Raw genomic sequence first — 24,647 nt, forward strand, 5'->3', positions numbered from 1 at the left:
GCCCGGCTCAGAACAGCCGCGACTCCGGGTCGTCCATCCCGCGCAGCTCGTCGTAGTCGAGCACCACGCAGCGGATCCCGCGGTCCTCGGCGAGCGTGCGCGCCTGCGGTCGGATCTCCTGCGCGGCGAACACCCCGGCCACGGGTGCCAGGAGCGGATCGCGGTTCATGAGCTCGAGGTAGCGGGTGAGCTGCTCGACGCCGTCCACGCCGCCGCGGCGCTTGATCTCCACCGCCACCGCCGCGCCGCGCGCGTCGCGGGCGAGGATGTCCACCGGCCCCACCGCGGTCATGTACTCCCGGCGGATCGTGGAGTACCCCTCGCCCAGGGTCTCGATGTGCTCGGCGAGCAGCTCCTGCAGGTGGGCCTCGACCCCGTCCTTCGTGAGCCCGGGGTCCACGCCGAGTTCGTGCTGGGTGTCGGAGAGCACCTCGGCCACGGAGATGACGAGCCGGTCGTCCGTCTTGGCCTGCCGCACCGTCCAGATCTCCGCGATCCCGGCCTCGGCCTGCTCGGCGCTCGGCTCCGCGATCGTGAGCGCGGCCGGCGGCGTCATCCAGTTGAGCGGCTTGTACGATCCGCCGTCGGAGTGGACGAGGACGCTGCCGTCGGCCTTGAGCATGATGAGCCGGGGGGCCAGGGGCAGGTGGGCCGTCAGCCGGCCCGCGTAGTCGACGCTGCAGTTCGCTATCACCAATCGCACGGCACCAGCCTACCGAGCGCCGCCGTGCGGACGGCACGGCGGTGAGCGGAGCCACGCCGCGCGGTGGAGGGCAACGCGCCGGCCGGCGCCGGGCGGCGTGCGCGCGGCGGGCGGCCGAGACTACGCTTGCACCCATGCCCCGGTCCTCGTCCTCGCGCCGCGCGAACAAGTGGCAGCGGCCCCAGCGGGAGCTGGGAGCCGCGGTCAGCGCGCTGCGGCGCACCGCGGTCGAGCCCGACGGCACGTGGGTCATCCAGCAGGTGCGCGGCAGCGCCTCGGGCAAGGTCTACACGTGCCCCGGCTGCCACCAGGAGCTCGCGGCCGCCACGCCGCACACCGTCGCCTGGCGCTCCGATGACGACTTCGGCTACGGCACGGGGGTCACGGGCCGGCGCCACTGGCACACGGCCTGCTTCAACGCCCGCACCCGCCGCATGTGAGCGCCCGAGGCGCGGGCCCGGCTCGCGCTGGGCCCGCGCCTCGGGCGCGGCGGGTGGCTGATGAGTGGGGTGGGTGCGGGGCTCAGCGCAGGCGCTTGTCGGCCTCCCCGCCGTGGTCGAGCGAGCCGTCGAACTCGGCGCCGCCCTCGGCGTCGAAGACCTCGTCCTTCGCCCCGTCGGCCACCACCTCGTGGGCCTCGGTTGCCTGCGCGTCGATCGCCTGCGTGGCCGGCGCCTCCGCGCTCTGACCGTCAGCGCCCTGCGCGCTCACGGCCTCGGCGTCGATGACCAGCGTGTCGGCGCGCGGCTCCCGCGGCGCCTCCTGCTCCTGCGCGCGGCCCGGCGCCTGTCCCGCGGCGGCGCCGTCGTCCGCATCCTGGGCCGAGTCGTGGGCCGTGTCCTGGCCTTGGCTTTGTTCTTCGCCTTGATCCGGGTCCTGATCCTGGGCGATCGGCGCGGCCTGGGCCTCGCTGACCTCCGCGTCATCGGCCGCGTCATCGGCGCGCTCGGCGATCGCGCGCAGCTCGGACTCGGACGCGATGCGCTCGGTGGGCACCGCGGCCTTCGCGGCCTGATCGGACTTGTCGTCGTCGAAGTCGACGCCCTCGAACAGCCCCGGCGCGGAGAACATCGAGCGCAGCTGCTCGAGCTGGGCGGTGATCGTGCGCCGTTGCTTGGTGAGCAGGTCGACCTGGGACTGGGCGGCCTGGACATTGCGCTTGGCCTCCGCGGAGGACTCCTCGATGGTCGCCTCGGCCGTGGCGCGGGCCTCCGCGATGAGGTCCTGGGCCCGCTTCCTGCCGTCGGCGATGATCGTGTCGGCCTTCTCCACGGCCTCCTGCCGCGCCGCCTCCGCGCGCTGGGCGGCCTCGCGCGCCTCCTCGTCGGCCTTCGCCGCGCGCGCCTTCGCCTCCTCGTGCAGGCGGCGGCTCTCCTCCGCGGCGCGGGCGAAGCGCTCCTGCTCGTCCTTCTCATGCGCCTGGCGGCGCTCGGCGAGCTCGACGTCGAGCGCATCGGCCGCGGCGCGCGCCGAGGCATGGGCCTCCTGCGCCTCGGTGCGCAGCCGCTCGGCCTCGGCATTCGCCTCGGCGGTGACGCGCTCGGCCTCGGCCGCGGCCTCCCGGGTGACGCGCTCGGCCTGCGCGCGCGCCCCCTCGGTGGCGACGCGGGCCTGCTCCTGGGCCTCGGAGGTGACCTGCTCGGCGTGCGCATCGGCCTCCTTCGTCGCCCGCTCGGCCTGGGCGCGCGCCGAGCTCAGACGCTCCTCGGCCTCCTCCTTGGCCCGCGCGGTGAGCTGGGCGGCCTCCGCGCCCGCGTCGGCGCTGCGGCTGGCGAGCTCGCGCTTGAGCGACTCGCGGGCCTCGGCGGCCTCCGCGGCGACGGTCTCGCGCAGCTGCGAGGCCTCGCGCTCGGCGGCGGCGCGGATCTCCTCGGCGCGGGTCTCGGCCGACGCGATCGTCTCCGCGGCGCGCAGCTCCGCCGACTGCGTCGTGGCCTCGGCCTCCGAGCGGGCGCTGTTGAGCGTGTCGTCGCTCTCCGTGTGCATGCGCGCGCGGGCGCTCGCGGCATCGGCGCGGGCCTTGTTGCGGATCGTCTCCGCATCCGCGGTCGCCTGGGCCAGGGTCTCGCGCGCCTGGGACTCGGCGATCTTGAGCAGGTGGTCGATGCGGCTGCCGGGCGCGCCCTGCGCCTCGCCCTGGTCCGTGCTCGCCTTCTTCAGCTGCGCCCTGGCCTCGGAGAGCTCGCCGGCGATCTGGAGCTTGGCGCGGTCGGCGGTGATGACCTGGGAGCGCGCGTCGGCCAGCGCCTTGCGCAGCGAGTCGATCTCCTGGCGGAGCTGGCCGATGCGGGCCTCGACCTCGTTCTTCTCATAGCCGCGCATGGCTGTGCGGAACTCATCGGAAGGCGACACGGTCCATCTCCTGTCTGTTGGCCTCTGTGTCAGCGGTGACACCCGCAGGCGCACGCCTGTCTGCTGGTCCCCACTCTATCGACCCAAACCGCGGGCGGGCTGAGCGCCGCGCCCGGGCGGGCGCCCCCGGTGGCGCGCCGCGCTGCGGGGGACTGCACTAGGGTGGGCCTCGACGGCCCGGCGCGCAGCGCACGGGCGGCCCGCGCCGCGGGGCATCGCCGCCCGCAGCGCCCATCGCGCGGATCCCGCGCACACCCGCGCACCGAGCGCAGACGAGGAGCGAACATGGAAGACGCAGTCATCGTTGCAGGCGCACGCACGCCGCTGGGCCGGATGTCCGGCGCGCTGGGCTCGCTGAGCGCCCCGGAGCTGGGCGCCCACGCGATCGGAGCGGCCATCGAGCGGGCCGGGATCTCGCCCGAGCAGGTGCAGTTCGTCGTCATGGGCGAGGTGCTGCAGGCCGGCCAGGGGCAGGGCCCCGCGCGCCAGGCCGCGGCCAAGGCCGGGATCCCCATGAGCGTGCCCGCGGAGACGATCAACAAGCTCTGCCTCTCCGGGATCTCCGCCATCACCCATGCGGCCATGCTCGTGCGCTCCGGCGAGTACGACATCGTCGTGGCCGGTGGACAGGAGTCCATGACGAACGCCCCGCACATGCTCGAGCACTCCCGCGCCGGCTACAAGTACGGCACGATCCCCGTGCGCGACCACATGGACTACGACGGGCTGTGGGACGCGTTCACCGATCAGGCGATGGGCGGTCTGACCGACGATGCGAACAAGGGCGACCGGGAGTTCAGCCGCGCGGAGCAGGACGCGTTCGCCGCGCAGTCCCACCAGCGCGCCGCGGCGGCGTGGGAGGCCGGCCGCTTCGACGAGGAGGTCGCGCCGGTGACCGTGAAGTCGCGCAAGGGCGAGACGGTCGTGGAGCGCGACGAGGGCGTGCGCCCGGACACGACGGCCGAGGGGCTGGGCAAGCTCAAGCCGGCCTTCCGCAAGGACGGCACGATCACGGCGGGCTCGGCCTCGCAGATCTCCGATGGCGCGGCAGCGCTCGTCATCATGAGCCGGACGAAGGCCGAGGAGCTCGGCGCCCCCATCCTCGCGGAGATCCGCGCCCACGCCTGGACCGCCGGGCCCGATTCGACGCTCCAGCACCAGCCCTCGCAGGCCATCAAGGCGGCGGCGCAGCGCGAGGGCGTCGATGCCGCGGCGTTCGACCTCTACGAGATCAACGAGGCGTTCGCCGCCGTGTCGCTGGCGAGCATGAAGGACCTCGGCATCGATGCCGAGAAGGTCAACGTCAACGGCGGCGCGATCGCGCTGGGGCATCCCATCGGGGCCTCCGGGGCGCGCGTGGTGCTCGCGATCGTCAGCGAGCTGGGCCGGCGCGGCGGCGGCAAGGGCGTCGCCGCCCTGTGCGGCGGCGGCGGCCAGGGCGATGCGCTCGTGCTCGACGTCGCGGGGCGCTGACGATGCTCGCGGCATTCTCCGTGGCCCCCTCCGGCGGTGCCGACGCGGGCGACGGCTCCGTCCACGAGGCGGTGGCCGCCGCCGTGCGCATCGTCCGGGAATCCGGGCTGCCCAACCGCACCGACGCGATGTTCACGACCCTCGAGGGCGAGTGGGATGAGGTCTTCGACGTCATCAAGCGCGCCACCGAGGCCGTGGGCGCGTTCGGCCCGCGCGTCTCGCTCGTCATCAAGGCCGACATCCGGCCCGGGCACACCGGTGAGCTGACCGGCAAGCTCGAACGCCTCGAGAACGCGATCGCCCAGGCGGACGCGGACTGAGGCGCCGGCCCGCCGCGCCGGCATCGCGGATGCCGGCGCGGGCATCGTCGCGTTTCCGATCGCCGGACCGCTCGCGTGGCTGGTGCTCCAGCGCCGGGCGCGGCGGGTCCGCTAGCCGCCCAGCAACAGGCGGATGTCGTCGGCGCCCAGCAGCGCGATCGGCTGCCCGGCCGCCCGATAGGCGGCGGCCCTGCGCTCCTTGCCCGTGCCGGCCTCTAACGGATAGCCCGCTTCGACGCTGCCCACGCCGCCGATCACAAGGGCCTCCGTGGCCTTCGTCACGCTCGACTGGACGATGGCGCCGCGCGCGGCGAGGGCTGCGAACAGCTCGGCGCGGGTGAACCCCGCCACGTCGCCCGTGAGGACGATGCGCCGCCCGTGCAGGGGGTGGGCGGGATCGGCCGCCGGGTCCGGCGGCAGCGGCTTCGCGTTCTTCCCCGCCCAACCGGGCCGGCTCGCACCCGGAGCCGGCTGCGGCCAGAGCTCGGCCACCGTGTGCAGGCCGGCCCGCCTGGCGACCTCGACGGCGATCTGCGCGCAGGCGAGCGCATCGGCGGCCGCATCGTGGTGGGCGAAGGGCGCGGCACCCAGGTGCTCGCTCACGGTGGGCAGCTTGTGATTGGGCAGCCCGGGCAGGTGCCGGCGCGCAAGCGGGACCGTGTCGCGCCAGTCGTTGGCGGGCATCGGCACGCCGGTCAGGCCGCACGCGGCGGCCATCACCCCGCGGTCGAACGGCGCGTTGTGGGCCACGAACGACAGGCCCCCGGCGATGCCCATGAGACGCCCCACGGAGTCCGCCCAGCTCAGGCCGCCGCCGCGGACAATCGCATCCGGGGTGATCCCGTGGATCCGGATGTTCCACGCATCGAAGGCATCGAGCCCGGTGGGCGGGACGATGAACCAGCCGTCGGCTGCCACCACGGTGCCGTCGCGCACCACGGCCACGCCCACCTGGCACGCCGAGGCGCTCGTGCGATTGGCTGTCTCGAAGTCGATCGCGACGAAGTCGAGTCCCGCGGCCGGCGCCCCCGCCACGCTCAGCCCTCCGCCGGCCAGTAGTGGGCGTCCGAGGTCGCCCGCGCCCCGAAGATCGCCTGGCCCACGCGCACCACGTCGGCGCCTTCCTCGATGGCCGTCTCGAAGTCCCCGGACATCCCCATGGACAGCTCACCGGGTCCGAGCAGATCCGGTTCCTCCTGGCGGGTGCGATCGCGCAGCTCGCGCAGGAGCCGGAAGCAGCCGCGCACCCGTTCGGCATCCGCGCTCAGGACCGCCAGTGTCATGAGCCCGCGGACCCGGAGGCGGTCGAAGGCCGGCAGCTCACGGAGGAAGTCGGCCAGCTCCTCGGGGGCGAGGCCGTACTTCGAGGCCTCACCGGAGGTGTTGACCTGCACGTAGACGTCCAGTGTGCGCTCGGCGGCGACGAGGCGGCGCTGGAGGGCCTCGGCCAGGCGCAGCGAGTCCAGCGCGTGGAACTCCGCCGCGAAGCCGGCGACCTCGCGGGCCTTGTTGCGCTGCAGGTGGCCGATGATCGCCCACTCCAGGGGCAGGTCGGCCAGCTCGCTGTGCTTGCGGTCGGCCTCCTGGACCTTGTTCTCACCCAGCCGGGTGCAGCCGGCGGCCGCGGCGAGCCGGATCCGCTCCGCGGGGACCGTCTTGCTCACCGGCAGCAGGCGCACCCGGTCCCCGCTGCGGCCGGCCCGCGCGGCGGCGGCGTCCATGCGGGCGCTGACCTGGGCGAGATTGCGGGCGAAGTCCTCCGTCGACTCGGCGGTAGGGTAGCGCTCCTCGGCGCTCATCGCGGCTTGCCGGCCGCGTCGCTGTCCGCGGCCTGGGCGGGGGCGTCCGCGGCGTCGCGCGGGGAGGGCATCCACACCTCGGCCTCGCTGTCCGGCGGGTAGTAGTGGCCGCCCGGGATCGTCTGGAGCTCGATGAGCATACCCCAGGGAGCGCGCACGTAGACGCTGCCGTTGCCCGGGGTGTCCTCGTGCCGGCTATTGCCGTGCACCTCGCTCAGGGGCTCACCGCCCGCCGCGCGCAGCCGCTGCAGGCAGCCGTCGATGTCGTCGCAGTAGAGGCTCATGTGGTTGAGGCCCAGATCGGCCAGGCCGCTGGCCGGGCACTGGTCTCCCTCGATCTGGAAGACCTCGAGACCCGGCCCGTCGCCGACCGCGAACATCCGCTGCCGCACGATCCTGGCGCCCGGCGGGAGGCCGAGTTGGCGCTCGACCTCGGCGCCCTGGCGCGGTTCGTCTGCGGCGGTGAGGCCGTCATAGGCGATGCGGGCGCCCAGTCCGTCCTGCAGGAAGCGGGTGGCGGCATCCAGGTCCGGCACGGTGATGCCGAGGTGCTGGATCCCGCGGGGCAGGGGCAGGGGTGCGCGCTCGGACATGCTCGTCGTTCCTTCGCTCGGGGCTCCAATGGCTGCGGCTCAGCCTACTCCGGGCCCGCGCGGCGCCTCCCATCCCGGGCGGGCGTTCACTGGACCATGCGGGGCCGGGAGGCGAGGACCCCGAACAGCAGCTGCAGCGCTCCGGCGCCGATGAGCACGAGGAGTCCCGGGGTCCACGAGCCGCCGGCCGCGTCGTGCAGCGCGCCGATGAGGATCGGCCCCACCGCCGCGATCGCGTAGCCCACCGCCTGCGCCATGCCGGACAGCGCGGCCGCCGCGGCGTGGTCACGGGTGCGCAGGCCGAACAGCGAGAGCGCCAGCACAATCGTCGCCCCGCCGGCGAACCCGGACGCGCAGGCCCAGACGACGCCGGCCTGCGGCGCGAGGATGAGGCCCACGTAGGCGCCGATGAGCACGAGCGAGCAGCCCGCGGCGATCAGGCGCTGGTCGGAGGTGCGGTGGGTGAGCGAGGAGCACAGCAGGTTGCCCACGAGCGCGCACAGGTTGAACAGCAGCAGGTGGAAGCCGGCCTGCGCCGCGGTGATCCCTGCGGACTGCTCCATGGAGGACAGCCAGGCGATGAGCACGTAGAACGCCAGCGACTGCAGGCCCATGAACAGCGTGACCTGCCAGGCCAGCGGGCTCGTCCACATCGCCCGGGCGCGGGTGCGGGCACGGTGGGAGCCCGCCGCCGAGGCGCTGGCCGGCACGGGCGCGCCGGCGTCGGCCCGCGCCTCGGCGGGGCCCGCTGCGGCGTGGGCGAGCACCGTGGGCGGGTGGGGCCTGGCGCGCAGGCGCGGGGCGAAGACGGCAAGCGCGATGAGTGCGAGGCCGGCCCAGACGCCCAGGGCCAGCCGCCAGCCGCTGGGGTGCTCGCCGGCCAGCGGCACGGCCAGCCCGGAGGCCAGCGCCGCCATGGCGGACTGGACGGAGGCGTAGAGGCCGGTGATGGGCGCGATGCGGTCGGGGTAGTCGCGCTTGACGAGCGCGGAGAGCAAGACGTTGAGCAGCGCGATCGCGACGCCCAGCAGCGCGGTGCCCACCCACAGGAGGAGCTGCGGCGGGGTGGAGCGCAGGACGATGCCGCAGGCGAGGATGGCCAGTGCCAGGCCCAGGGCGCGCTCGAGGCCCAAGCGCGCGGCGACCGCGGGGGCGATGGGGGATACGAGGGCGAATGCGACGAGCGGCGTGCTCACGATGACCGAGGCGGCCACCGCGCTCAGGTGCTGATCGGCGCGGATGAGGCCGACGACGGGGCCCACGCTCGTGATGCCCGCCCGCAGGTTCGACGCGATGAGCAGGAGCCCCACGAGGGCCAGCGCGCCGCGCACGCGCGGCCGGGCTGCGGACGCCGCGGCCTCGGACTCGGGCGGCGGGCCGGGCGGATTCCGGGGTGCGCTCACGGGCGCCTCAGCCGTCCAGCCCGAGGTCGGCGACGATCCCCGCCAGCCGGGCACGCTCGCCCTCGCCCAGGCCGCGGATGGGCAGCGGCAGGCACGGCCGGGCCACGAGCCCCAGCTGTTCGGCGATCGCGGCGGTGGGGCGCAGGCTGCCGTGGGCTGCGAACATCTCCCACAGGGGCGCGAGGCGCTCGGATGCGGCGTGCGCGGCCGCGCGGTCCCCGGCCAGGGCCGGGCGGGCGATCGCGAGGGCCGCCTGGGGCAGGGTGCCGGCGATGACGGAGTACCAGGCGTCGCAGCCGGCGGCCAGGCCCGCGGCGCCGCACGCATCGCCGGAGACGCCCAGGGTCACGCGGTCGGGCAGCAGCGCGCGCAGGCGGTCGATCCGCGCCCGGGCCTCACCGGGGTCCGCGGGCACGCCGGGGATCTTGATCGACGCCACCCCGGGCAGCTTCGCGATGGCCGCGTAGAGCTCATCGTCGAAGGCGAAGTGCGTGGTCCCGGGATTGTCGTAGACGGCAAGGGGCACGGAGAGCTCGGCGGTGACATCAGCGTAGAGACCGTAGACGTCATCGTGGGTGAGCGCCTGATAGGAGACGGGCGCCAGCAGCACCCCGGCGGCGCCGGCGCGCTGGGCGTCCTCGGCGGCCTCGAGCACATGGCGCGTGCGCAGCGCCCCGATGCCCACCATGACGGGCACCTCGCCGGCGGCGGCGACGGCGAGGTGTGCCGTGCGCGCCCGCTCGGTCCGCGTGAGGTAGGCATAGGACCCGGTGGAGCCCAGCGCCGTGATCGCGTCGACCCCGGCGGCGGCCAGCCGCTCGATGAGGCCGGTAAAGGCGGCCTCGTCGATGCCGTCCTCGGCGAGCGGCGTGAGGGGGAAGGCGTTGAGGCCGGTGAACATCGTGGCTCCTTGCGGGGTACGGGTGCTGGCGCGGCGGTTGTGGGGGCGGCGCGCGGCCGGGGCAGGCCCTGTGTCGTGCAGGGCCTGCACCGCGGTGCTCAGCCTATGCGCCGGCACCGGGGCGCGCCCGAACTCGTCCGGGGTCCGAAACGCCCGCACAGGCCGCCCCACTACGATGGACACCACGATGACGAGCGCAGACGAACCCACACGCTATGCCCGGGCCTTCGAGCCGAAGCCGTTGAGCCGCATCTTCGAGATCGCCCTGGAGGGCGGCTACATCTCGTTCGCCAGCGGCGATCCCAACCCCGCGTTCACGGACACCGGCTGGATGGCCGAGGAGGCCGCGCGGCTGCTGCGCCAGCCGGGTGATCCCATGCTCCAGTACGGCTCCGGCGCGGGCCAGCCCTCCACGCGCGAGGCGATCGTCGAGCTCATGGCCGACCAGCGCGCGGACCTCGCCGCGGATGCCGTCCAGGTGTTCTCCGGCGCGCAGAACGCCCTCGATGTCATCACCCGCCTGCTCGTGAGCCCCGGCGATGCCGTCTTCGTCGACGAGGACACCTACCCGGCGATGCTCAACCTGCTGCGGGCGGCCGGGGCGCACGTCATCCCGGTCGCCACCGACGTGGAGGGGCTGGTGCCCGAGGCGCTCGACGCGGCCCTCGCGCGGGCCGGCCGGGAGGGGCGCGCGCCGCGCATGCTCTACACGATCCCGGACTTCAACAATCCGCGCGGCACGACGCTGGCGGAGGACCGCCGGCCGCGGGTGGTCGAGGCCTGCCGCGCCGCGGGTGCGCTCATCGTCGAGGATGCGGCCTACTCCCAGCTCGCGTTCGACGGCCGCAGGCGCCCCTCGCTGTGGTCGTATGACCCGCAGGCCGTCTTCCACCTGGGCTCGTTCTCCAAGATCCTGGCGCCCGGCCTGCGGGTCGGTTGGGCCGTCTGCCCCGATGCGTATCGCGCTCTCGTGCAGAACGCCGCGAACAGCAGCGTCATCTCGCCCAACGTGCTGGCCCAGGAGCTCGCGGCCCGGTTCGTCGAGCGCGGCGGCTGGCGCGAGGCGATTCGCGAATCCGCGCGCCGCTACAGCCGCCAATTCGAGGCATTCGCTGCGGCCCTGCGCACCCACGACGATGTGGGCCTGCACTACGTGCGCCCCGAGGGCGGCTTCTTCTGCTGGCTCGATCTGCCCGGGGGCGCGGACGCCCAGCGCGTGCTCGACCGGGCGCTCGAGCGCAAGCTCGTGTTCCTCCCGGGCACCATGTTCCGCATCGACGGCGCCACCAGCAGCTCGGTCCGCGCCGCGTTCTCCTTCGAGACCGAGGAGCACCTAGACGGGGCGTGGCGCGCCTCGTGGGCGCCGTGCGCGCCGAACTGGCGGGCGAAGACACCGCAGGCCGCGGCTGAGCGCGGCCTGCCGGGCGCGGCCTACTGGGCGCTCAGGCGCGCGAGGTAGCTGGCGAAGCCGCCGGCCACACGGCTGCGGGGCCGGGCGGAGGTGGTGACCGGCGCCTCGGCCGTCGCCTGCACGGGCAGCCCGCGGGCGCGGATCCGCTCGACGATGTCGACGTCCTCGCCCACGTGCAGCGGCGCGAAGCCGCCCACCGCGCGGTACGCGTGGGCGGAGATGCCCAGATTGGCGCCGAAGACGTGGGGATGCCCGGGCCCCAGCGTGTGCTGGGAGGCCCAGCGCTGCGCGTCCGCCGCGGTGAAGTCCTCGCCCAGGAGCGGTTCGACCGTGCCGACGCGGGCGTCCCACCCGGCCTGGGCGGCGCGCACGTGATCGACCAGCCACGTTGCGGGCACCGTGCTGTCTGCATCGGTGCAGGCCAGCCACAGTTCCGGCGCCGGGGCTGCCGCGGCTTTCGCCTGCGGTGGCGTTTGCCGCTGCTGTGGGACTGCCGCCTGCTGCGGGACCGGCCCCGGCCGCGGGGCTGCCGCCGGCCCGTCCAGCGCAGCCGCGGCTCCGGCGGCTCGGGCGGCCCCCGCACAGCGCTCCTGCACCCGGATGGCCTGCACCCCCGGGTGCTGCCGGACGATCTCCTCGGTGGCATCGGTGCACGCATCGAGGACGACGACGACGTGCGAGGACCAGCCTGGGGCTTCCACCGCGAGGACCCGCCGCGCTGTGTCGAGGGCGGCAAGGCACGCCCCGATGTGGTCCTCTTCGTTGCACGCGGGCACGACCGCGCAGATGGCGCCCACGCTCAGCGCTCCGGATCGGGCCGGTGGGCGGGCGAGGCGCGCACGAGGATCTCCACGTCCCGGTCGCGGTAGCGGGCGAACTCGTCCAGCAGCCCGGCGGCCGCGAAGCGGTGGTGGATGGCGGCCGGCGACAGCGGCCAGCCGGCGATCGGGTGCTGCCAGTGGCAGTAGACGACCGTCGCCGCCGGCGCGAGGCTGCCGCGGATGCGCTCGAGCAGGCGGGCGTTCTGCGCGGGGCTGAGGAAGTAGGCGGTCTCGGACACGACGACGAGGTCGAAGGTCCCGGCGGGCCACTCCTCGGGAACCCGGGCGCGCTCGAGCTCCACCGTGTCCGGCACGTGGGCTCGGGCGGCGGCGATGGCGGCAGGCGAGGCGTCGAGGGCCAGCACAGCGGCGGCGCGCTCGGCGAGCGCCGCTGCGAGCCAGCCCGTCGACGAGCCCACCTCGAGGGCGCGCTCATAGCGGCGCTGGGGCAGCATCGCCACGGTGATGGCGCGCTTGCGCTCCTCGTACCAGCGCTCGTGGGCGCCCCACGGTTCGGGCCGGCGGCGGTGGAGGGCGTCGAGCGCATCGTCGCGCAGCTCGCCGCGCGGGACGGCCACGAACCACTCGGTGTCCCGGTCGAAGTGCGCGAGCATGCCCGGCTGCAGGATCGCCTCGTCACCCGGCGCATCCGACAGGGGTGCAACCTGGGAGGCGTGCGCGGCGAGCGCGGCGCGCTTGGCCGCCCGAGTCTGCGCACCCAGCGGGAGCGCGCGGACGTCTGCCCAGTGCAGGGCGTCCGGGGCCTGCGCGTGGTAGAGCCAGATGGGGTACTCGACGAGTTCGGCGTCGCAGCGCAGGGCGGCGACCCGGCCCGCGCGGCCCACGGCCTCGTGGTCGGGGTGCCCGTCGTGGGAGTACGGCGCCGCCAGCAGCGTGCCGGCGGCCTCGCCCAGTCGTTCGACGACGGCGTGCACCAGCTCCTCCTCACGCGCGGCGATCCCGCCGTCGGGCATGCCGAGCACCGAGACGTGGGCCGGCTCGACGCCCAGGCATTCCGCGGCGGCGTGCAGCTCCGCCTCCCGGACGCGGGCCAGTTCGCGCGGCGAGTGCGTGGGGGAGTCCGGATGGGATGCCTCGCCGAGCGAGGCGACGATGACCTCGACGTCGCAGCCGGCGGCGACCGCCGTGGCGATGAGTCCTGCCGCGCCCAGGGTCTCGTCATCCGGGTGCGCCGCGAGGACCACGACTCGGCCGTAGGGCCGCAGGTCGAGCCGGGCGGGCTCCTCGGCCGCCGCGCGTTCGGCCCACGCCTGAGCCGGGGTGCCGGCGCCGAGGTGCGTGAAGGCGCTCATCGGCCGCCGGCTTCCGCGCGCTGCCCGTCGGCAGCCGCGCGCGGTGCGTCGGCCCCGGTGGACCCTGTCGTTGCCGCGGGGTCGCGGCGGGCCGCGATGAGCGCGCGGCCCAGGGCGGCGACGTCGCGCTCGGCGTGGTGCTGGCGGACGTAGAGCCGCAGGTCGGACACGCGGGTCAGGTGCTCCCGGTCGAGCGCGAGTGGGGCCGGGCCCATCGCGTGGTCGGCCAGCGCGATGACCTCATCGGCGGCCTGGGCGACCGCGCTGCGCGCGCGCAGGGCCCACGTGCCACGTGCCTCGGAGCCATCATCCGCGGGGGTGTCTGCTGCGGCGGCGGCCTCGCCGAGCGCTGCGCGGGCGGCCCGCAGGACGAGGTCGAGGCGGCCGGCATGGAGGGCTGCGACCTGGTCCGGTTCCCGGCCGGAGAAGTGGCGGAAGGCCCGCTCGGCGATGGCCACGGCGCCGCCGTACCAGATCGCTGCCACGCCCACCCCGCCCCAGGCGAAGCCCGGCCGCTCGAGGTACCAGCCCGGGCCGCCCACGGGCAGCGCGGGGGCGGAGTCCAGGCGCACCTCGGCGGTGGTGATCGCGGCCAGACCGTGGGGCTGCCACGCGGAGGCGTCGCCCACAGTGACACCGGGCTGCCCGAGGTCGACGGCGAACAGGCCCCGGCGCCCGTCCGGGTAGGCGGCGGTGATGAGCGCGGCGCTCGCACGGTCGGCCAGCGAGCACCAGGGCTTGGTGCCGGTGAGGCTCCAGGCGCCGTCTGCACCCTGTGCGGCCTCGACCCGCAGACCGGGGGCTTCGGCGGCGTAGACTGCCCAGCGGGCGGCGGTGCCGGCATCGACGTCGATGCCGGTGGGTGAGGGCGAGGCAGGATTGGGGGACCCGGCGCCGCCTGTGAGCGCCTCGGCGAGGATGGCGCGCGCGTCGAGGTGGGGCTCGGCGGCGCGCGCCACGGTCAGGTCCGCGGCGCCGATGGCGGCGAGCGCCGACCAGCGCAGCGCGGTCGCACTCGAACCGGGCAGTGGGAGGTCGCCCGCCCAGGCATCGGCGGCCGCGAGCGCGGCGCCGATGGGGTCGGGGGCCGCCGCGGCAGCGCGGGCCTGGGCGAAGGCGTCGGCCACGGCGCCGCGGTCCTGTGGCGAGGTGCCCGGGATGAGGAGAAGGGGATTCACCGGGGGCGCTCCTTGCCTGTGGACGTCTCCACCGCGGACTCCGCGGTGCGAGTGGGGCGGTGTGGCCGCGCGCGAGAACTCCGGCGCGGCTGCTGCAAGGCTACTTGTCCCGCCGTGGAGGCGGCAACGCGCACTCGCTTCCGCGAGCGTTGCCACCGGGCCGGAGGGGTTCTGGACTAAAGCCCCTGGTCGACGCCAGCGCAGACACAGAGGCACCTCGGGCAGGTCCCCGGGCATCATCGAATTCACCCTGGCTCGAGCACTCAAGCCGCTTGCTGTGCGGCCCGCGCGTGTCCTCAGTGCTGTGTGCCCTCGCCCGCAAGCGAGCGCAGCCACGCCTCCGCCTGGCGGGGCGAGGACAGGACGAGGGTGCGCAGCCCGGGGTGCGCCTCGGCGGCAGTGCGGACCGCGCGGCGGATGCGCGCGCGAGTGGCCCAGCCCCAGCGCACGATGTGCTCGGGGTCGGTGAAGAAGGTGCGCAGCGGCGGTTCGCGATTGTCCGCCCACAGGGGCTCATCGCGCAGGCGGCGGCGCAGCGTGCGCAGCACGAGTCGGGTCAGGTGCACGTGGGGCGCGTAGTCCAGGTGGACGAGCAGCTGAGCGCGTCCGGCGAGCAGGTCGCCCACGTGCTCGCGGTACTGCCACTCGGTGATCCAGGCACTCTGGGCGCTCAGGCGCTCCACCCTCGCAGCGAAGTCCGGCAGCGGCCTCCAGCCGGGACCGTGGAAGAGGGCGTCGATCTCCGTGTGCGGGATGCCAGTGAGGTTCGCGGCCCGCCTTGCGAGAGTCGTCTTCCCGGTCCCGGAGGGTCCGGCGATGAGGATGCGCGCGGCCGGGGGAGTGCCGTGAAGAGGCGGGGCGGTGCGTGCCATGGCGCCTCCCGCCCCTCCGTGCCTCCGGGTCCCTGGTGCCCCCACCCGGACTCGAACCGGGAACCTACGGATTAGAAGGCCGTTGCTCTATCCATTGAGCTATGGAGGCGCGCCGGATCGCCCGGCGCCCACACACTACTACGAGGTTCGCGCTCGCCGCGGTGCACCGGGCACGGTGCCGGAGCGCACGCGGCCCGGAATCCGGGGGCTCACCGGCGTGGTGAGTGGAGAGTCTGAGAGAAAGCGGAGAAGGTGGACGCGTGACTCATGCATCCGACGAACAGGCGCTGCGGCCGGGCATCGGGTCCGCGCTGCGCGACCTCGCCGCCCGCGTGCACGCCACGCGCTTCCCCCTGCGGACCCCGGACGGGGTGCGCGGGCACGAACTCGTGCGCAGCATCGGCGACCAGCTCGACGACTACCTCCTGCCGCGACTCGCGCACGCGGACGCGCCGCTGCTCGTGGTCGTGGGCGGGTCGACCGGCGCCGGCAAGTCCACCCTCGTGAACTCGATGATCGGCGCCGAGGTCTCCGCCGCCAGCGCGCTCAGGCCCACCACCCGCTGGCCGGTACTCGTGCACAACCCGGCGGACTCCGCGCACTTCGGCGACCCCGCCCGCGTACTCCCCGGCCTGCGCCGCGTCGCCCGCTCCGAGCAGCGCGGGGACGACCCGCAGCTGCGCCTCGTCTCCTCCGAGGCGGTGCCCCCTGGGCTGGCGCTCATCGACTCGCCGGACATCGATTCGGTCGAGGCGGACAACCGGGCGCTCGCCCGCCAGCTCCTCGCCGCCGCGGACCTGTGGCTGTTCGTCACGACCGCGGCGCGCTATGCCGATGCGATGCCGTGGGAGCTGCTCGCGGACTGCTCGGAGCGCGGCACCGCCGTGGCCATCGTGCTCGACCGCGTGCCCGCCGCCGCGAACCGGGAGGTCCGCCACCACCTGGGCGAGCTGCTCGCCGCCCAGGGCCTGGAGTCCGCCCCCATCTTCACCGTGCCGGAGCTCAACCTGCGCGACGGGATGATCCCCGATGCCGCGATCTTCCCGCTCCAGTCATGGGTGCTCAACCTGGGGCGCAGCGAGCGCGCCCGCGAACGCGTCATGGCCCGCACCCTGGCCGGCGCCCTGCGGGCCGTGCCCCCGCGCATCGAGGCGCTGGCGGACTGCGCCGCCGAGCAGGAGGCCGCCCACGATGGACTGTCCCGCAGCGTCGACGTGGCCTTCGCCCACGCCGCCGACGAGCTCGCCCGCGCGCTCGTGGGCGGGCGCGCCCTGCGCGGCGAGGTACTGGCCCGCTGGCAGGACTTCGTGGGCGCCGGGCAGTTCTTCCGCGGCCTCGAGCCCACCGTCGCCCGCCTGCGCGACCGCATCACCTCCGCCGTCACCGGCCGCCGCGACACGGCGGAGCCACTCGAGAACGCGATCGCCGGCGCCGTATCCGTGCTCGTGCGCGAGCAGGCAGTCGAGGCCGTCGCGGCCACCTCGCGGCAGTGGCAGGACTCGCCGGCCGGTGCCGCGATCGTGCAGGCCAATCCGGAGATGACGCGCCTGCCGGCCGACTTCGACGCCCGCCTGCGCGCCCTGGTGGGGGAGTGGATCGACGACGTCAACAAGCTCGTCGGCGAGGTCGGGCAGAGCAAGCGGGCCCGCGCCCGCATCCTGTCCTTCGGCGTCAACGGCGTCGCGGCCGTCCTCATGATCGGCGTCTTCTGCGGCATCGGCGGCGACCGCGGACCCCAGCAGCGCACCTCGACCGCACTCGTGGCCGACAAGCTGCTCGTGACGATCTTCGGCGAGGACGTCACGCGCGACCTCGCCATCACCGCGCGCCGCAGCCTCCTCACGGACGCCGGCGCACTGCTGCGCGCCTGCCGCGCCCCCTACGACCATGCGCTCGCGGTCTCCGAGGTGCCCGCGCGCCAGGCCGGTGCCCTGCGCGGGGCCGCCGCCCGATTGGAGGAACTGCTGTGACCAGCGAGTCCACCCGCAGCGAGATCAAGCGCCGGGCGGCGGGCATCCGCGCCGCGCTCAACGCCCAGGCTGGTGCGCTGAGCGCGCAGACCGCGACGGCCGCCGCCGAGCTCCTGGGCCGCGCCGAGCAGCGCCAGGGGCTGGGCGACGACTTCACCGTCGTCGCGTTCGCCGGCTCGACCGGCTCGGGCAAATCGAGCCTGTTCAACGCCGTCTCCGGGCTGGAGATCGCCCAGGTGGGCGTCCGCCGGCCCACCACGTCGAAGCCCACCGCGTGCGTGTGGGGCAGCGGCGGCGAGGACCTGCTCGACTGGCTCGAGGTGCCCGCGGAGAACCGCACGTGGCGCGAGAGCGCCCTCGACGGCCACGATGAGGAGGCCCTCCACGGCCTCGTGCTCCTCGACCTGCCCGACCACGACTCGACGGCGCAGGCCCACCGCGTGGAGTCCGACCGCCTCGTCGGCATGGTCGATGTGGTCCTGTGGATCGTCGACCCGCAGAAGTACGCCGACTACGCGCTGCACTCGCGCTACCTCACCCGGCTGGCCGAGTACTCCGACAGCGTCGTGGTCGTCCTCAACCAGGTCGACCGGCTCGCCTTCGACGAGCGCAGGGCCACAGCCGACCACCTCCGCAAGCTGCTCGAGCACGATGGGCTGGCCGACGCCGAGGTGCGACTGGCCTCCGCGGCCACCCGCGAGGGCGTGCCCGAGCTGCGCACCCTGCTGCAGGAGACCGTTTCCGCACACGATGCGGCCGGTGAGCGCCTCGTCGCCGATCTGCAGGCCATGGGCCAGCGGATCCGCGGCGAACTCGGCGAACCCGTCGCGGATCCCGAGCAGCTTGCCGGCGCGGACAGGCTCGTGGCCGCCATGGAGGAGGCTGCCGGCGTCGAGGCGCTGGCCCAGACCGTGCACGACGACTACCTGCGCCGGGCCTACCGGGTGAGCGCGTACCCCGTGCTCGCCCGCCTGCAGCGCGGCAAGCCGGACCCGCTGGGTGCCCGCCACGGTGGCGACCGGGACGATCTGCTGCGCGCCGGCGTGCCGGAGACCAGCCCCGCCCAGAGCGCGCGGGTCAACCTCGCCGCCCACGAATTCGTCGCCGAGGCCACTGCCGGCCTGCCGTTGAGCTGGCGGGATTCCGTGAGCTCGGCGGAGAAGCGCGGCACCGCGCAGCTCACCGAGACCCTTGACGAGGCGGTGACAGGCGTGCACCTGGAGCGCCCCACGCCCGGCTGGTGGGGGGCGGCACGGTTCTTCCAGGTGCTGTTCTTCGTCCTCACGATCATCGGCGCGCTGGCCCTGGTCGCAGGGATCATCGCCGCAGTGCTGGGCCTGCTCGATGGGAGCCCGCTGCTGTGGATCGTGCCCGCTGGGGTGCTCGTGCTCGGCGCCGTGGGCTCGCTGATCACTTCCGTCCTGGCAGCGGGCGCCCGCCTTCGCGGTGCCGATCGCGCTGCGGCCCAGGTGCGCGAGCGCATGGCCGATGCCATTGGCCGGGCCGCCGCAGGCTCATACTTCGCGCCGATCGCACAGGTCCTCGCCGAGCACCGGGCCATCTACGACGCGCTGCGCTGAGGCTGGCGCTGCCAAGCGCGCGCGTGCGCCGCGCGGAGCCTCTGTACTGAGCGGGTTCCCCGTGCGGCCGCGGCGGCTGCGAGCGGTGGAAGGCCCGCGCCCGGTGTGAGGTGGTGGCTGGGGACGCCGGAGGTGCGTCCACAGCGCCCGCCGTTTGCCCGGGGTGCGCGTCCGCCGCGTGATCTCCTCTGAGCACGGCCCTGCCTGGGCCCGGACTCAGAAGGAGACACCATGAAGATCCTCAACCACTTCATCGGCACGGTCGGCTCAGAGCCGCGCGCGGGCACGACCGCGGACGGCAAGCGCTGGCTGAGCTTCCGGATGGCCGTCTCCCATGACGGCTTCAATCCGTCCACCGGCGCCTTCGAGGAGTACGACACCACCTGGTTCGACGTGTCGGCCTTCGGCGCGCTGGCCGAGAACCTCTTCGCCTCCCTGCACAAGGGCGAGCCCGTCATCGTCGTCGGCCGGCTGCGCGTGCGCGAGTGGCAGACCGAGGAGAAGTCCGGCTCCACCCCGCAGGTCGTCGCGGAGATGGTGGGCCACAACATGCGCTTCGGAGCCACGCGCTTCAGCCGCGCGGCCAAGCGCCCCGACGGCGGCGAGACCGCCCAGGAGACCGTCCCGGGCACGGCGGGCGCACCCGGGGCCGGCGGTGGTGGCCCCGGCGGTGCCGCCGCGGGTGCAGGAGGCCCCGGCAAGGAGCGCGCGGTCGAGGGAGGAGCGGGAGCGGGCGGGCGCGCTGCCCAGACCCAGCGTCGCGGTTCCGAGGGCTCCGCTGACGAGGCGGACGGTGAGCGCAGCCTCGTGGGCGCCGGTGCGGACGGCGGGGGCGGTGATTCCCCGCCGTTCTGACCGAGGGCGGGCTCCGTTCGGGGTTCGGCGCACTCGGGCGCGTTCGCCCCGGCCTCCGGAGCTCCTCGTGCTGTGTCGCGCGGGCCCAGGCAGGGCCCCGCGGCGGTGCGCTGGCCGCTCGTGGGCCGGTTCGCGGTAGGCTTGCGGGCGTGAGCAACAGCATCCTCCGGGCAGCGCCCGTCGCAGTCGCATGTGCCGGCCTCGCCGCGCTCAGCGGGTGCGGCTTCTTCGGCCCCAAGGGCAATGCGCCCAAGACCGAGGAGAAGGAGGTGCCCGCCGCGGTCGACAAGGTCGCCGCCGCGCTCAAGCCGCTCACCGACGCGGGCACGATGCCCGACAGCAAGCAGTTCTTCGCCGCCATGACCAAGGCCGGGTACGCCAAGAAGAACCTGGAGACGACGATCGACTCCTCTCCTCTCAAGCACGATGTGCCCGCCAAGATGTTCGGCGTCAAGGTCAAGGAGGGCTGCGTCGTCGGCGAGATCCGCGACGGCAAGGTCACCGCCGAGCTCATGCCCCCGATGAAGTCCGATGGCACCTGCCTCATGGGCAAGGTCGAGCGGCCCAAGGGCGTGAAGGCGCCCACCGGCGAGCAGCGCCGCAGCGGCGACACCGACAACGGGGCGGGCCACCTGCCCGGCGATGACCTCAACAACCCCAAGTCGACGCAGTCGCCGAGCTCCGGCAGCGGTTCGACGTCCGGCGGATCGCCCGGCTCCAGTGGCTCGAACTCGGGAGACTCGGACGGCGACTCCGATTCCGGCGGCGGCCTGGGCGGCAACTGAGCGCCTGCCCACGCGCCCCGACTGGCAGGCCACCGGCCCGGCGGATAACCTGGGACCACTATGGCCGAATTCATTTACACCATGCACAAGGCGCGCAAGGCGCACGGTGACAAAGTCATCCTCGACGACGTGTCGATGTCCTTCTACCCGGGGGCCAAGATCGGCATGGTCGGGCCCAACGGCGCCGGCAAGTCGACGATCCTCAAGATCATGGCCGGCCTCGATCAGCCCTCGAACGGCGAGGCCCGCCTGAGCCCCGGCTACACCGTGGGGATCCTCCAGCAGGAGCCGCCGCTCAACGAGGACAAGACCGTCCTCGGCAACGTCGAAGAGGGCGTGGGCGAGATCAAGGCGAAGGTCGACCGCTACAACGAGATCTCCGAGCTCATGGCGGATCCGGAGGCGGACTTCGACGCGCTCATGGAGGAGATGGGCAAGCTGCAGGAGGCCATCGACGCGGCCGACGCCTGGGATCTCGACTCGCAGCTCGAGCAGGCCATGGACGCGCTGCGCTGCCCGCCGCCGGACACCCCGGTGACCAACCTGTCCGGCGGTGAGCGCCGCCGCGTGGCGCTGTGCAAGCTGCTGCTGGAGAAGCCGGATCTGCTGCTCCTCGACGAGCCCACCAACCACCTCGACGCCGAATCGGTGCTCTGGCTCGAGCAGCACCTGGCCAGCTACCCCGGCGCCGTCATCGCCGTGACCCACGACCGGTACTTCCTCGACCACGTCGCACAGTGGATCGCGGAGGTCGACCGCGGCCACCTCTACCCCTACGAGGGCAACTACTCCACCTACCTGGAGAAGAAGCAGGAGCGCCTCAAGGTCCAGGGCAAGAAGGACCAGAAGCTGCAGAAGCGCCTGAAGGAAGAGCTCGAGTGGGTCCGCTCGAACGCGAAGGCCCGCCAGACGAAGTCGAAGGCGCGCCTCAACCGATACGAGGAGATGGCCGCGGAGGCGGAGAAGACCCGCAAGCTCGACTTCGAGGAGATCCAGATCCCGCCGGGCCCGCGCCTGGGCGACATCGTCATCGAGGCGAAGGACCTGGAGAAGGGCTTCGACGGCCGCCTCCTCATCGACGACCTGTCCTTCACTCTGCCGCGCAACGGAATCGTGGGCGTCATCGGCCCGAACGGCGTGGGCAAGACGACGCTGTTCAAGTCGATCGTGGGCCTCGAGGAGATCGACGGCGGCAACCTCAAGGTCGGCGAGACCGTGCGGATCAGCTACGTCGACCAGTCCCGCGGCGGCATCGACCCGGACAAGTCGCTCTGGGAGGTCGTCTCCGACGGCCTGGACTTCATCCAGGTGGGCGCGGTGGAGATGCCCTCGCGCGCCTACGTCTCCGCGTTCGGCTTCAAGGGCCCTGACCAGCAGAAGAAGGCCGGGGTGCTCTCCGGCGGTGAGCGCAACCGGCTCAACCTCGCCCTCACCCTCAAGCAGGGCGGCAACCTGCTGCTCCTCGACGAGCCCACCAACGACCTCGACGTCGAGACCCTGGGCTCGCTGGAGAACGCGCTCCTCGACTTCCCCGGCTGCGCCGTGGTCACCTCGCACGATCGCTGGTTCCTCGACCGCGTCGCCACCCACATCCTGGCCTGGGAGGGCACGGAGGACAATCCCGCGAACTGGTACTGGTTCGAGGGCAACTTCGAGGCCTATGAGAAGAACAAGGTCGAGCGCCTGGGTGAGGAGGCCGCACGCCCCCACCGCATCACCCACCGCCGCCTCACGCGCGACTGAGCCTCACCCGCGCCTGCGGTTCACGCAAGGGGGCGCCGCCCGGCACTGCCGGGCGGCGCCCCCTTTCGCATGCGCGGGCCGGCGGTGAGTCCCACTGCGTTCCTGCCCACAGGGGCGGTGCTACTCCTTGACGCGCACCATGCCCTGCTGGGCCACCGAGGCGAGCAGGCGCCCATCGCGGCTGAAGATCCGGCCGATGCCCAGGCCGCGCCCGTTCTCCGCGGCGGGGGAGCGGTAGTCGAAGAGCAGCCAGTCGTTGAAGTCGATGGGGGCGTGCCACCACATCGCGTGGTCGAGGCTCGCCATGCGCAGGCGGGCGTCGCTCCAGCTCAGCCCGTGCGCGCGCAGGGTGGGCTCGAGGAGGCTGTAGTCCGAGGCGTAGGCCGCGGCGGCCGCGTTGCGCACCGGGTCCGTGGGGAAGGCGGTCGCCGCGCGCAGCCAGAAGCGCTGGTCGGGTGCCTGGGGGCCGTGGAAGTGCGAGTGGATCTCCCCGCCGATGGGCCGGATGTCGAAGGGGCGCTTGAGCACCCAGCCGGCCACGTGCGGGTTGTCCGAGGCGGCGAGCATGTCCTGCAGCGGGGCAACGTCCTCGGGCCGCGGGACGCCGGCGGGCATCTCGTCGTGGTGCTCGAGGCCCGACTGCCGGAGCTGGAACGAGGCGATGCCGGAGAAGATGGGCGTGCCGTCCTGATAGGCCTGGACGCGGCGCGTGGTGAAGGACCCGCCGTCGCGCAGGTCCTCGACGCCCAACAGCAGCTCGACGTCGTCGTGGCCCGCGCGCAGGAAGTAGCCGTGGAACGAGTGGATGGGCCGGTCATCGTCGACCGTGGCCGACGTGGCCATGACGCACTGGGAGAGCACCTGGCCGCCGAACAGCCGCCCGCCGGGCTTGGGCTGGTTCCACGCGCGGAACGCGTGTGCCTCGCCGCCCGGGCCGGGTCCGCCCAGCGGCTCGAGGTCGAGCACGCGTGCGAGCTCGGCCATGTTCGCAGCGTTCTGCGCATCGTCCATGTGTCCTCCTGCTTGACTGCGATCAGCTTAGCCGCCGCCCACGGCGCCCAGGACACCGCGCGCACCCGCCCGCCGCGGTCCCCGGCCCCCGATGGCAAGATGGGGCGCATGGAACGCACCCCACACGATCCGCTCATCGCGGGCCCCTTCACCCGCGTGCTGCTCGAGCTGCGCTGGGGCGATATGGACGCGTACGGCCACGTGAACAATGTGACCCAGGTTCGGCTGCTGGAGGAGGCGCGCGTGCGCGCGTTCGGCTCGCCCACCGCGGCCCGCGATGCCGCGCCCTCGGATCCCGCGGACGGCGCCGCCCCCTCCGTGTTCGGCGTGCCGATCCCGCCGGTCTTCCGCGCCGCCTCGGCGGACACGGACATCCTCGTGTCCACGCACACCGTCGAGTACCGGCTGCCCATTCCCTACAGGGAGGGCCCGATCGCCGTCGACGTCGTCATCAGCCGGGTGAGCCCCGTGACGATCACGGTGGGCTACGTCGTCCTCGAGCCCGACGAGTCGCGGGTCTACACGGTGGCGGAGACCGACGTCGTCTTCGTCGATCCGGACTCCGGCCGTGCCCGCCGTCTGCGCGAGGACGAGGTCGAGGCGCTCGGCCGGGTCGTCGTCGACCCGATTCCGCTCAAGCGCCGCCGGTGAGCATCGCCCTGCCCAGCGCGGCCGCGCTGGCCGACTGGCAGACGCTGGTCGAGCGCGCCCGCCGCGCGGATCCCGAGGCCGCGATCCGGCTGAGCGCCGCCGGCTCGACGCTCGTGCTCACGTGCGCGCCGCTCTATCCCGCGAGCCTGGGCGACGGCATGCCGCTGGTGCTGGGGATGCGCATGATCCGCCTCGCCGACTCCTCGGCCGACGGCCTCGATGCCGTGGTGCCGGCGGCGGCGCTCCTCGACCGCTTCGCCCGCGCGAACTCGCGCGGTTCCCTGCACATCGGCGTGCCGCCGCAGGAGGTGCACGCCGCCTGGGCCGGCATCGCGCCCCCGCGCGGGGGCTGGTCGGCCGCGGGCAGCGTGCCCGCCGCGGTGCTGCACGCTATCGCCCGCGCCGGCATCGCGGAGATCGCACGGGGCACACCGGAGGGCTCGGGGGCGCACGCGGTGGCCGCGCTGCGCCGCCGCGTCTGGGGCCGCAGCCTCGTCGAGGCGGGTGGGGCCGCCGAGCGGCTGGGCGCCCCCGACTCAACCGAGGGGGCGGGCGCCGCCGACACCACCGAGGGGATGGGCGCCGGCGACTCCGCCCAGGGGGTGGGCGCCGCCGATACCGCCGAGGGGATGGGCGCCGCCGGCACCGCCCAGGCCGCCGGCACCACCGGGGCCGACAACGCCTCGGCCCGCGCACGACCCGCTGAGCCGGCCGGCGGTGCCTCGCCGGTGCTCGGCCTCCTTCCGGCGGGTGCGGCGTTCGGGATGGACGCGCTCGGATTCCTGGCCGCGGGCTCCGAGCCGGCGACCGTCTTCGCCAGCGGGCCCTGGCTGCGGCTGAGCACCCGCGGCGGGCACATCCTCACCCGAGCCAGCGGGTGACACAGCGACTCCCTGGAGCGGGTGACTCCGCC

23 protein-coding genes and 1 tRNA gene are annotated in these 24,647 nt (G+C 74.2%); 11 read left to right on the plus strand and 13 right to left on the minus strand.

Going from position 1 to position 24,647, the window contains the following annotated elements; all coding sequences use genetic code 11:
- Nucleotides 1-7 precede the first annotated feature (7 nt).
- Entirely contained in the window at nt 8-703 is a 696-nt protein-coding gene (nucS, locus tag GSY69_RS06150) for an endonuclease NucS (RefSeq protein ID WP_160952998.1), read from the minus strand.
- 134 nt (nt 704-837) lie between these two features.
- Here nucS and GSY69_RS06155 point away from each other — a divergent pair, with 134 nt between their 5' ends.
- On the plus strand, nt 838-1,143 hold the full coding sequence (locus tag GSY69_RS06155) for a hypothetical protein (RefSeq protein ID WP_235936333.1): 306 nt from the start codon (nt 838-840) through the stop codon (nt 1,141-1,143).
- Nucleotides 1,144-1,225: 82 nt separating this feature from the next.
- On the opposite strand, the gene GSY69_RS06160 is transcribed toward GSY69_RS06155, so the two are convergent.
- Nucleotides 1,226-3,055 (minus strand): coiled-coil domain-containing protein, encoded by a 1,830-nt coding sequence (locus tag GSY69_RS06160; protein ID WP_160952999.1) that lies wholly within the window; start codon nt 3,053-3,055, stop codon nt 1,226-1,228.
- 285 nt (nt 3,056-3,340) lie between these two features.
- Between GSY69_RS06160 and GSY69_RS06165 the strand changes: the two genes are divergently transcribed.
- Together GSY69_RS06165 and GSY69_RS06170 are read left to right on the plus strand one after the other, a co-directional pair.
- Nucleotides 3,341-4,528: an acetyl-CoA C-acetyltransferase gene (locus GSY69_RS06165; RefSeq protein ID WP_160953000.1), complete on the plus strand. Its 1,188-nt coding sequence runs from the start codon at nt 3,341-3,343 to the stop codon at nt 4,526-4,528.
- Nucleotides 4,529-4,530: 2 nt separating this feature from the next.
- Nucleotides 4,531-4,848 (plus strand): thiamine-binding protein, encoded by a 318-nt coding sequence (locus GSY69_RS06170; protein ID WP_160953001.1) that lies wholly within the window; start codon nt 4,531-4,533, stop codon nt 4,846-4,848.
- Between the two features lie 111 nt (nt 4,849-4,959).
- Here GSY69_RS06170 and GSY69_RS06175 read toward each other — a convergent pair whose 3' ends face one another.
- From GSY69_RS06175 to GSY69_RS06195, 5 genes are all read right to left on the minus strand, one after another.
- The gene (locus GSY69_RS06175; protein ID WP_160953002.1) at nt 4,960-5,883 is read right to left on the minus strand and encodes an exonuclease domain-containing protein; all 924 of its coding nucleotides are present in this window, start codon (nt 5,881-5,883) and stop codon (nt 4,960-4,962) included.
- A 2-nt stretch (nt 5,884-5,885) separates the two neighbouring features.
- On the minus strand, nt 5,886-6,647 hold the full coding sequence (locus GSY69_RS06180) for a YggS family pyridoxal phosphate-dependent enzyme (protein ID WP_160953003.1): 762 nt from the start codon (nt 6,645-6,647) through the stop codon (nt 5,886-5,888).
- Nucleotides 6,644-7,240: a VOC family protein gene (locus tag GSY69_RS06185; protein ID WP_160953004.1), complete on the minus strand. Its 597-nt coding sequence runs from the start codon at nt 7,238-7,240 to the stop codon at nt 6,644-6,646. Before GSY69_RS06185 ends, GSY69_RS06180 begins: the two co-directional genes overlap by 4 nt.
- A gap of 86 nt (nt 7,241-7,326) precedes the next feature.
- A complete protein-coding gene (locus GSY69_RS06190; RefSeq protein WP_160953005.1) occupies nt 7,327-8,643 on the minus strand; it encodes a CynX/NimT family MFS transporter in 1,317 nt (438 codons plus the stop codon).
- Nucleotides 8,644-8,650: 7 nt separating this feature from the next.
- Nucleotides 8,651-9,544 carry a dihydrodipicolinate synthase family protein gene (locus tag GSY69_RS06195; RefSeq protein ID WP_160953006.1) on the minus strand — a complete coding sequence of 298 codons (894 nt, stop codon included), beginning with the start codon at nt 9,542-9,544 and terminating at the stop codon, nt 8,651-8,653.
- 187 nt (nt 9,545-9,731) lie between these two features.
- Here GSY69_RS06195 and GSY69_RS06200 point away from each other — a divergent pair, with 187 nt between their 5' ends.
- The gene (locus tag GSY69_RS06200) at nt 9,732-11,003 is read left to right on the plus strand and encodes an aminotransferase-like domain-containing protein (protein ID WP_160953007.1); all 1,272 of its coding nucleotides are present in this window, start codon (nt 9,732-9,734) and stop codon (nt 11,001-11,003) included.
- Here the strand turns inward: GSY69_RS06200 and GSY69_RS06205 are convergent.
- From GSY69_RS06205 to GSY69_RS06225, 5 genes are all read right to left on the minus strand, one after another.
- Nucleotides 10,976-11,752 carry a glycosyltransferase gene (locus tag GSY69_RS06205; RefSeq protein WP_160953008.1) on the minus strand — a complete coding sequence of 259 codons (777 nt, stop codon included), beginning with the start codon at nt 11,750-11,752 and terminating at the stop codon, nt 10,976-10,978. The two genes, GSY69_RS06200 and GSY69_RS06205, sit on opposite strands and share 28 nt — an antisense overlap.
- Before the next feature lie 2 nt (nt 11,753-11,754).
- The gene (locus GSY69_RS06210) at nt 11,755-13,089 is read right to left on the minus strand and encodes a PIG-L deacetylase family protein (RefSeq protein WP_160953009.1); all 1,335 of its coding nucleotides are present in this window, start codon (nt 13,087-13,089) and stop codon (nt 11,755-11,757) included.
- Entirely contained in the window at nt 13,086-14,267 is a 1,182-nt protein-coding gene (locus tag GSY69_RS06215; protein ID WP_160953010.1) for an acyl-CoA dehydrogenase family protein, read from the minus strand. The genes GSY69_RS06210 and GSY69_RS06215 overlap by 4 nt, the downstream gene beginning before the upstream one ends.
- 296 nt (nt 14,268-14,563) lie before the next feature.
- A complete protein-coding gene (locus tag GSY69_RS06220; protein ID WP_160953011.1) occupies nt 14,564-15,139 on the minus strand; it encodes an AAA family ATPase in 576 nt (191 codons plus the stop codon).
- A 33-nt stretch (nt 15,140-15,172) separates the two neighbouring features.
- Nucleotides 15,173-15,248 (minus strand) — tRNA-Arg (locus tag GSY69_RS06225).
- A gap of 151 nt (nt 15,249-15,399) precedes the next feature.
- Between GSY69_RS06225 and GSY69_RS06230 the strand changes: the two genes are divergently transcribed.
- From GSY69_RS06230 to ettA, 5 genes are all read left to right on the plus strand, one after another.
- Nucleotides 15,400-17,109: a dynamin family protein gene (locus tag GSY69_RS06230; protein ID WP_328698781.1), complete on the plus strand. Its 1,710-nt coding sequence runs from the start codon at nt 15,400-15,402 to the stop codon at nt 17,107-17,109.
- A complete protein-coding gene (locus tag GSY69_RS06235) occupies nt 17,106-18,689 on the plus strand; it encodes a GTPase (protein ID WP_160953012.1) in 1,584 nt (527 codons plus the stop codon). Before GSY69_RS06230 ends, GSY69_RS06235 begins: the two co-directional genes overlap by 4 nt.
- A 231-nt stretch (nt 18,690-18,920) precedes the next feature.
- Nucleotides 18,921-19,544, plus strand: coding sequence for a single-stranded DNA-binding protein (locus GSY69_RS06240; RefSeq protein ID WP_160953013.1), 624 nt, complete (start codon nt 18,921-18,923; stop codon nt 19,542-19,544).
- A 149-nt stretch (nt 19,545-19,693) separates the two neighbouring features.
- Nucleotides 19,694-20,329 carry a DUF6993 domain-containing protein gene (locus tag GSY69_RS06245; protein ID WP_235936334.1) on the plus strand — a complete coding sequence of 212 codons (636 nt, stop codon included), beginning with the start codon at nt 19,694-19,696 and terminating at the stop codon, nt 20,327-20,329.
- Nucleotides 20,330-20,389: 60 nt separating this feature from the next.
- Nucleotides 20,390-22,072 (plus strand): energy-dependent translational throttle protein EttA, encoded by a 1,683-nt coding sequence (gene ettA, locus GSY69_RS06250; RefSeq protein WP_160953014.1) that lies wholly within the window; start codon nt 20,390-20,392, stop codon nt 22,070-22,072.
- A gap of 120 nt (nt 22,073-22,192) precedes the next feature.
- Here the strand turns inward: ettA and GSY69_RS06255 are convergent, their stop codons facing one another.
- Nucleotides 22,193-23,083, minus strand: a complete 891-nt coding sequence (locus GSY69_RS06255) for an acyl-CoA thioesterase (RefSeq protein ID WP_160953015.1) — start codon at nt 23,081-23,083, stop codon at nt 22,193-22,195.
- 108 nt (nt 23,084-23,191) lie between these two features.
- Between GSY69_RS06255 and GSY69_RS06260 the strand changes: the two genes are divergently transcribed.
- Together GSY69_RS06260 and GSY69_RS06265 are read left to right on the plus strand one after the other, a co-directional pair.
- Complete coding sequence (locus GSY69_RS06260) at nt 23,192-23,734, plus strand: acyl-CoA thioesterase (protein ID WP_160953016.1); 543 nt, start codon at nt 23,192-23,194, stop codon at nt 23,732-23,734.
- Nucleotides 23,731-24,615, plus strand: coding sequence for a hypothetical protein (locus GSY69_RS06265; RefSeq protein ID WP_160953017.1), 885 nt, complete (start codon nt 23,731-23,733; stop codon nt 24,613-24,615). The genes GSY69_RS06260 and GSY69_RS06265 overlap by 4 nt, the downstream gene beginning before the upstream one ends.
- The last annotated feature ends 32 nt before the right edge of the window (nt 24,616-24,647 follow it).

It is taken from the genome of Brevibacterium rongguiense (assembly GCF_009857845.1).
Lineage (GTDB): Bacteria > Actinomycetota > Actinomycetes > Actinomycetales > Brevibacteriaceae > Brevibacterium > Brevibacterium rongguiense.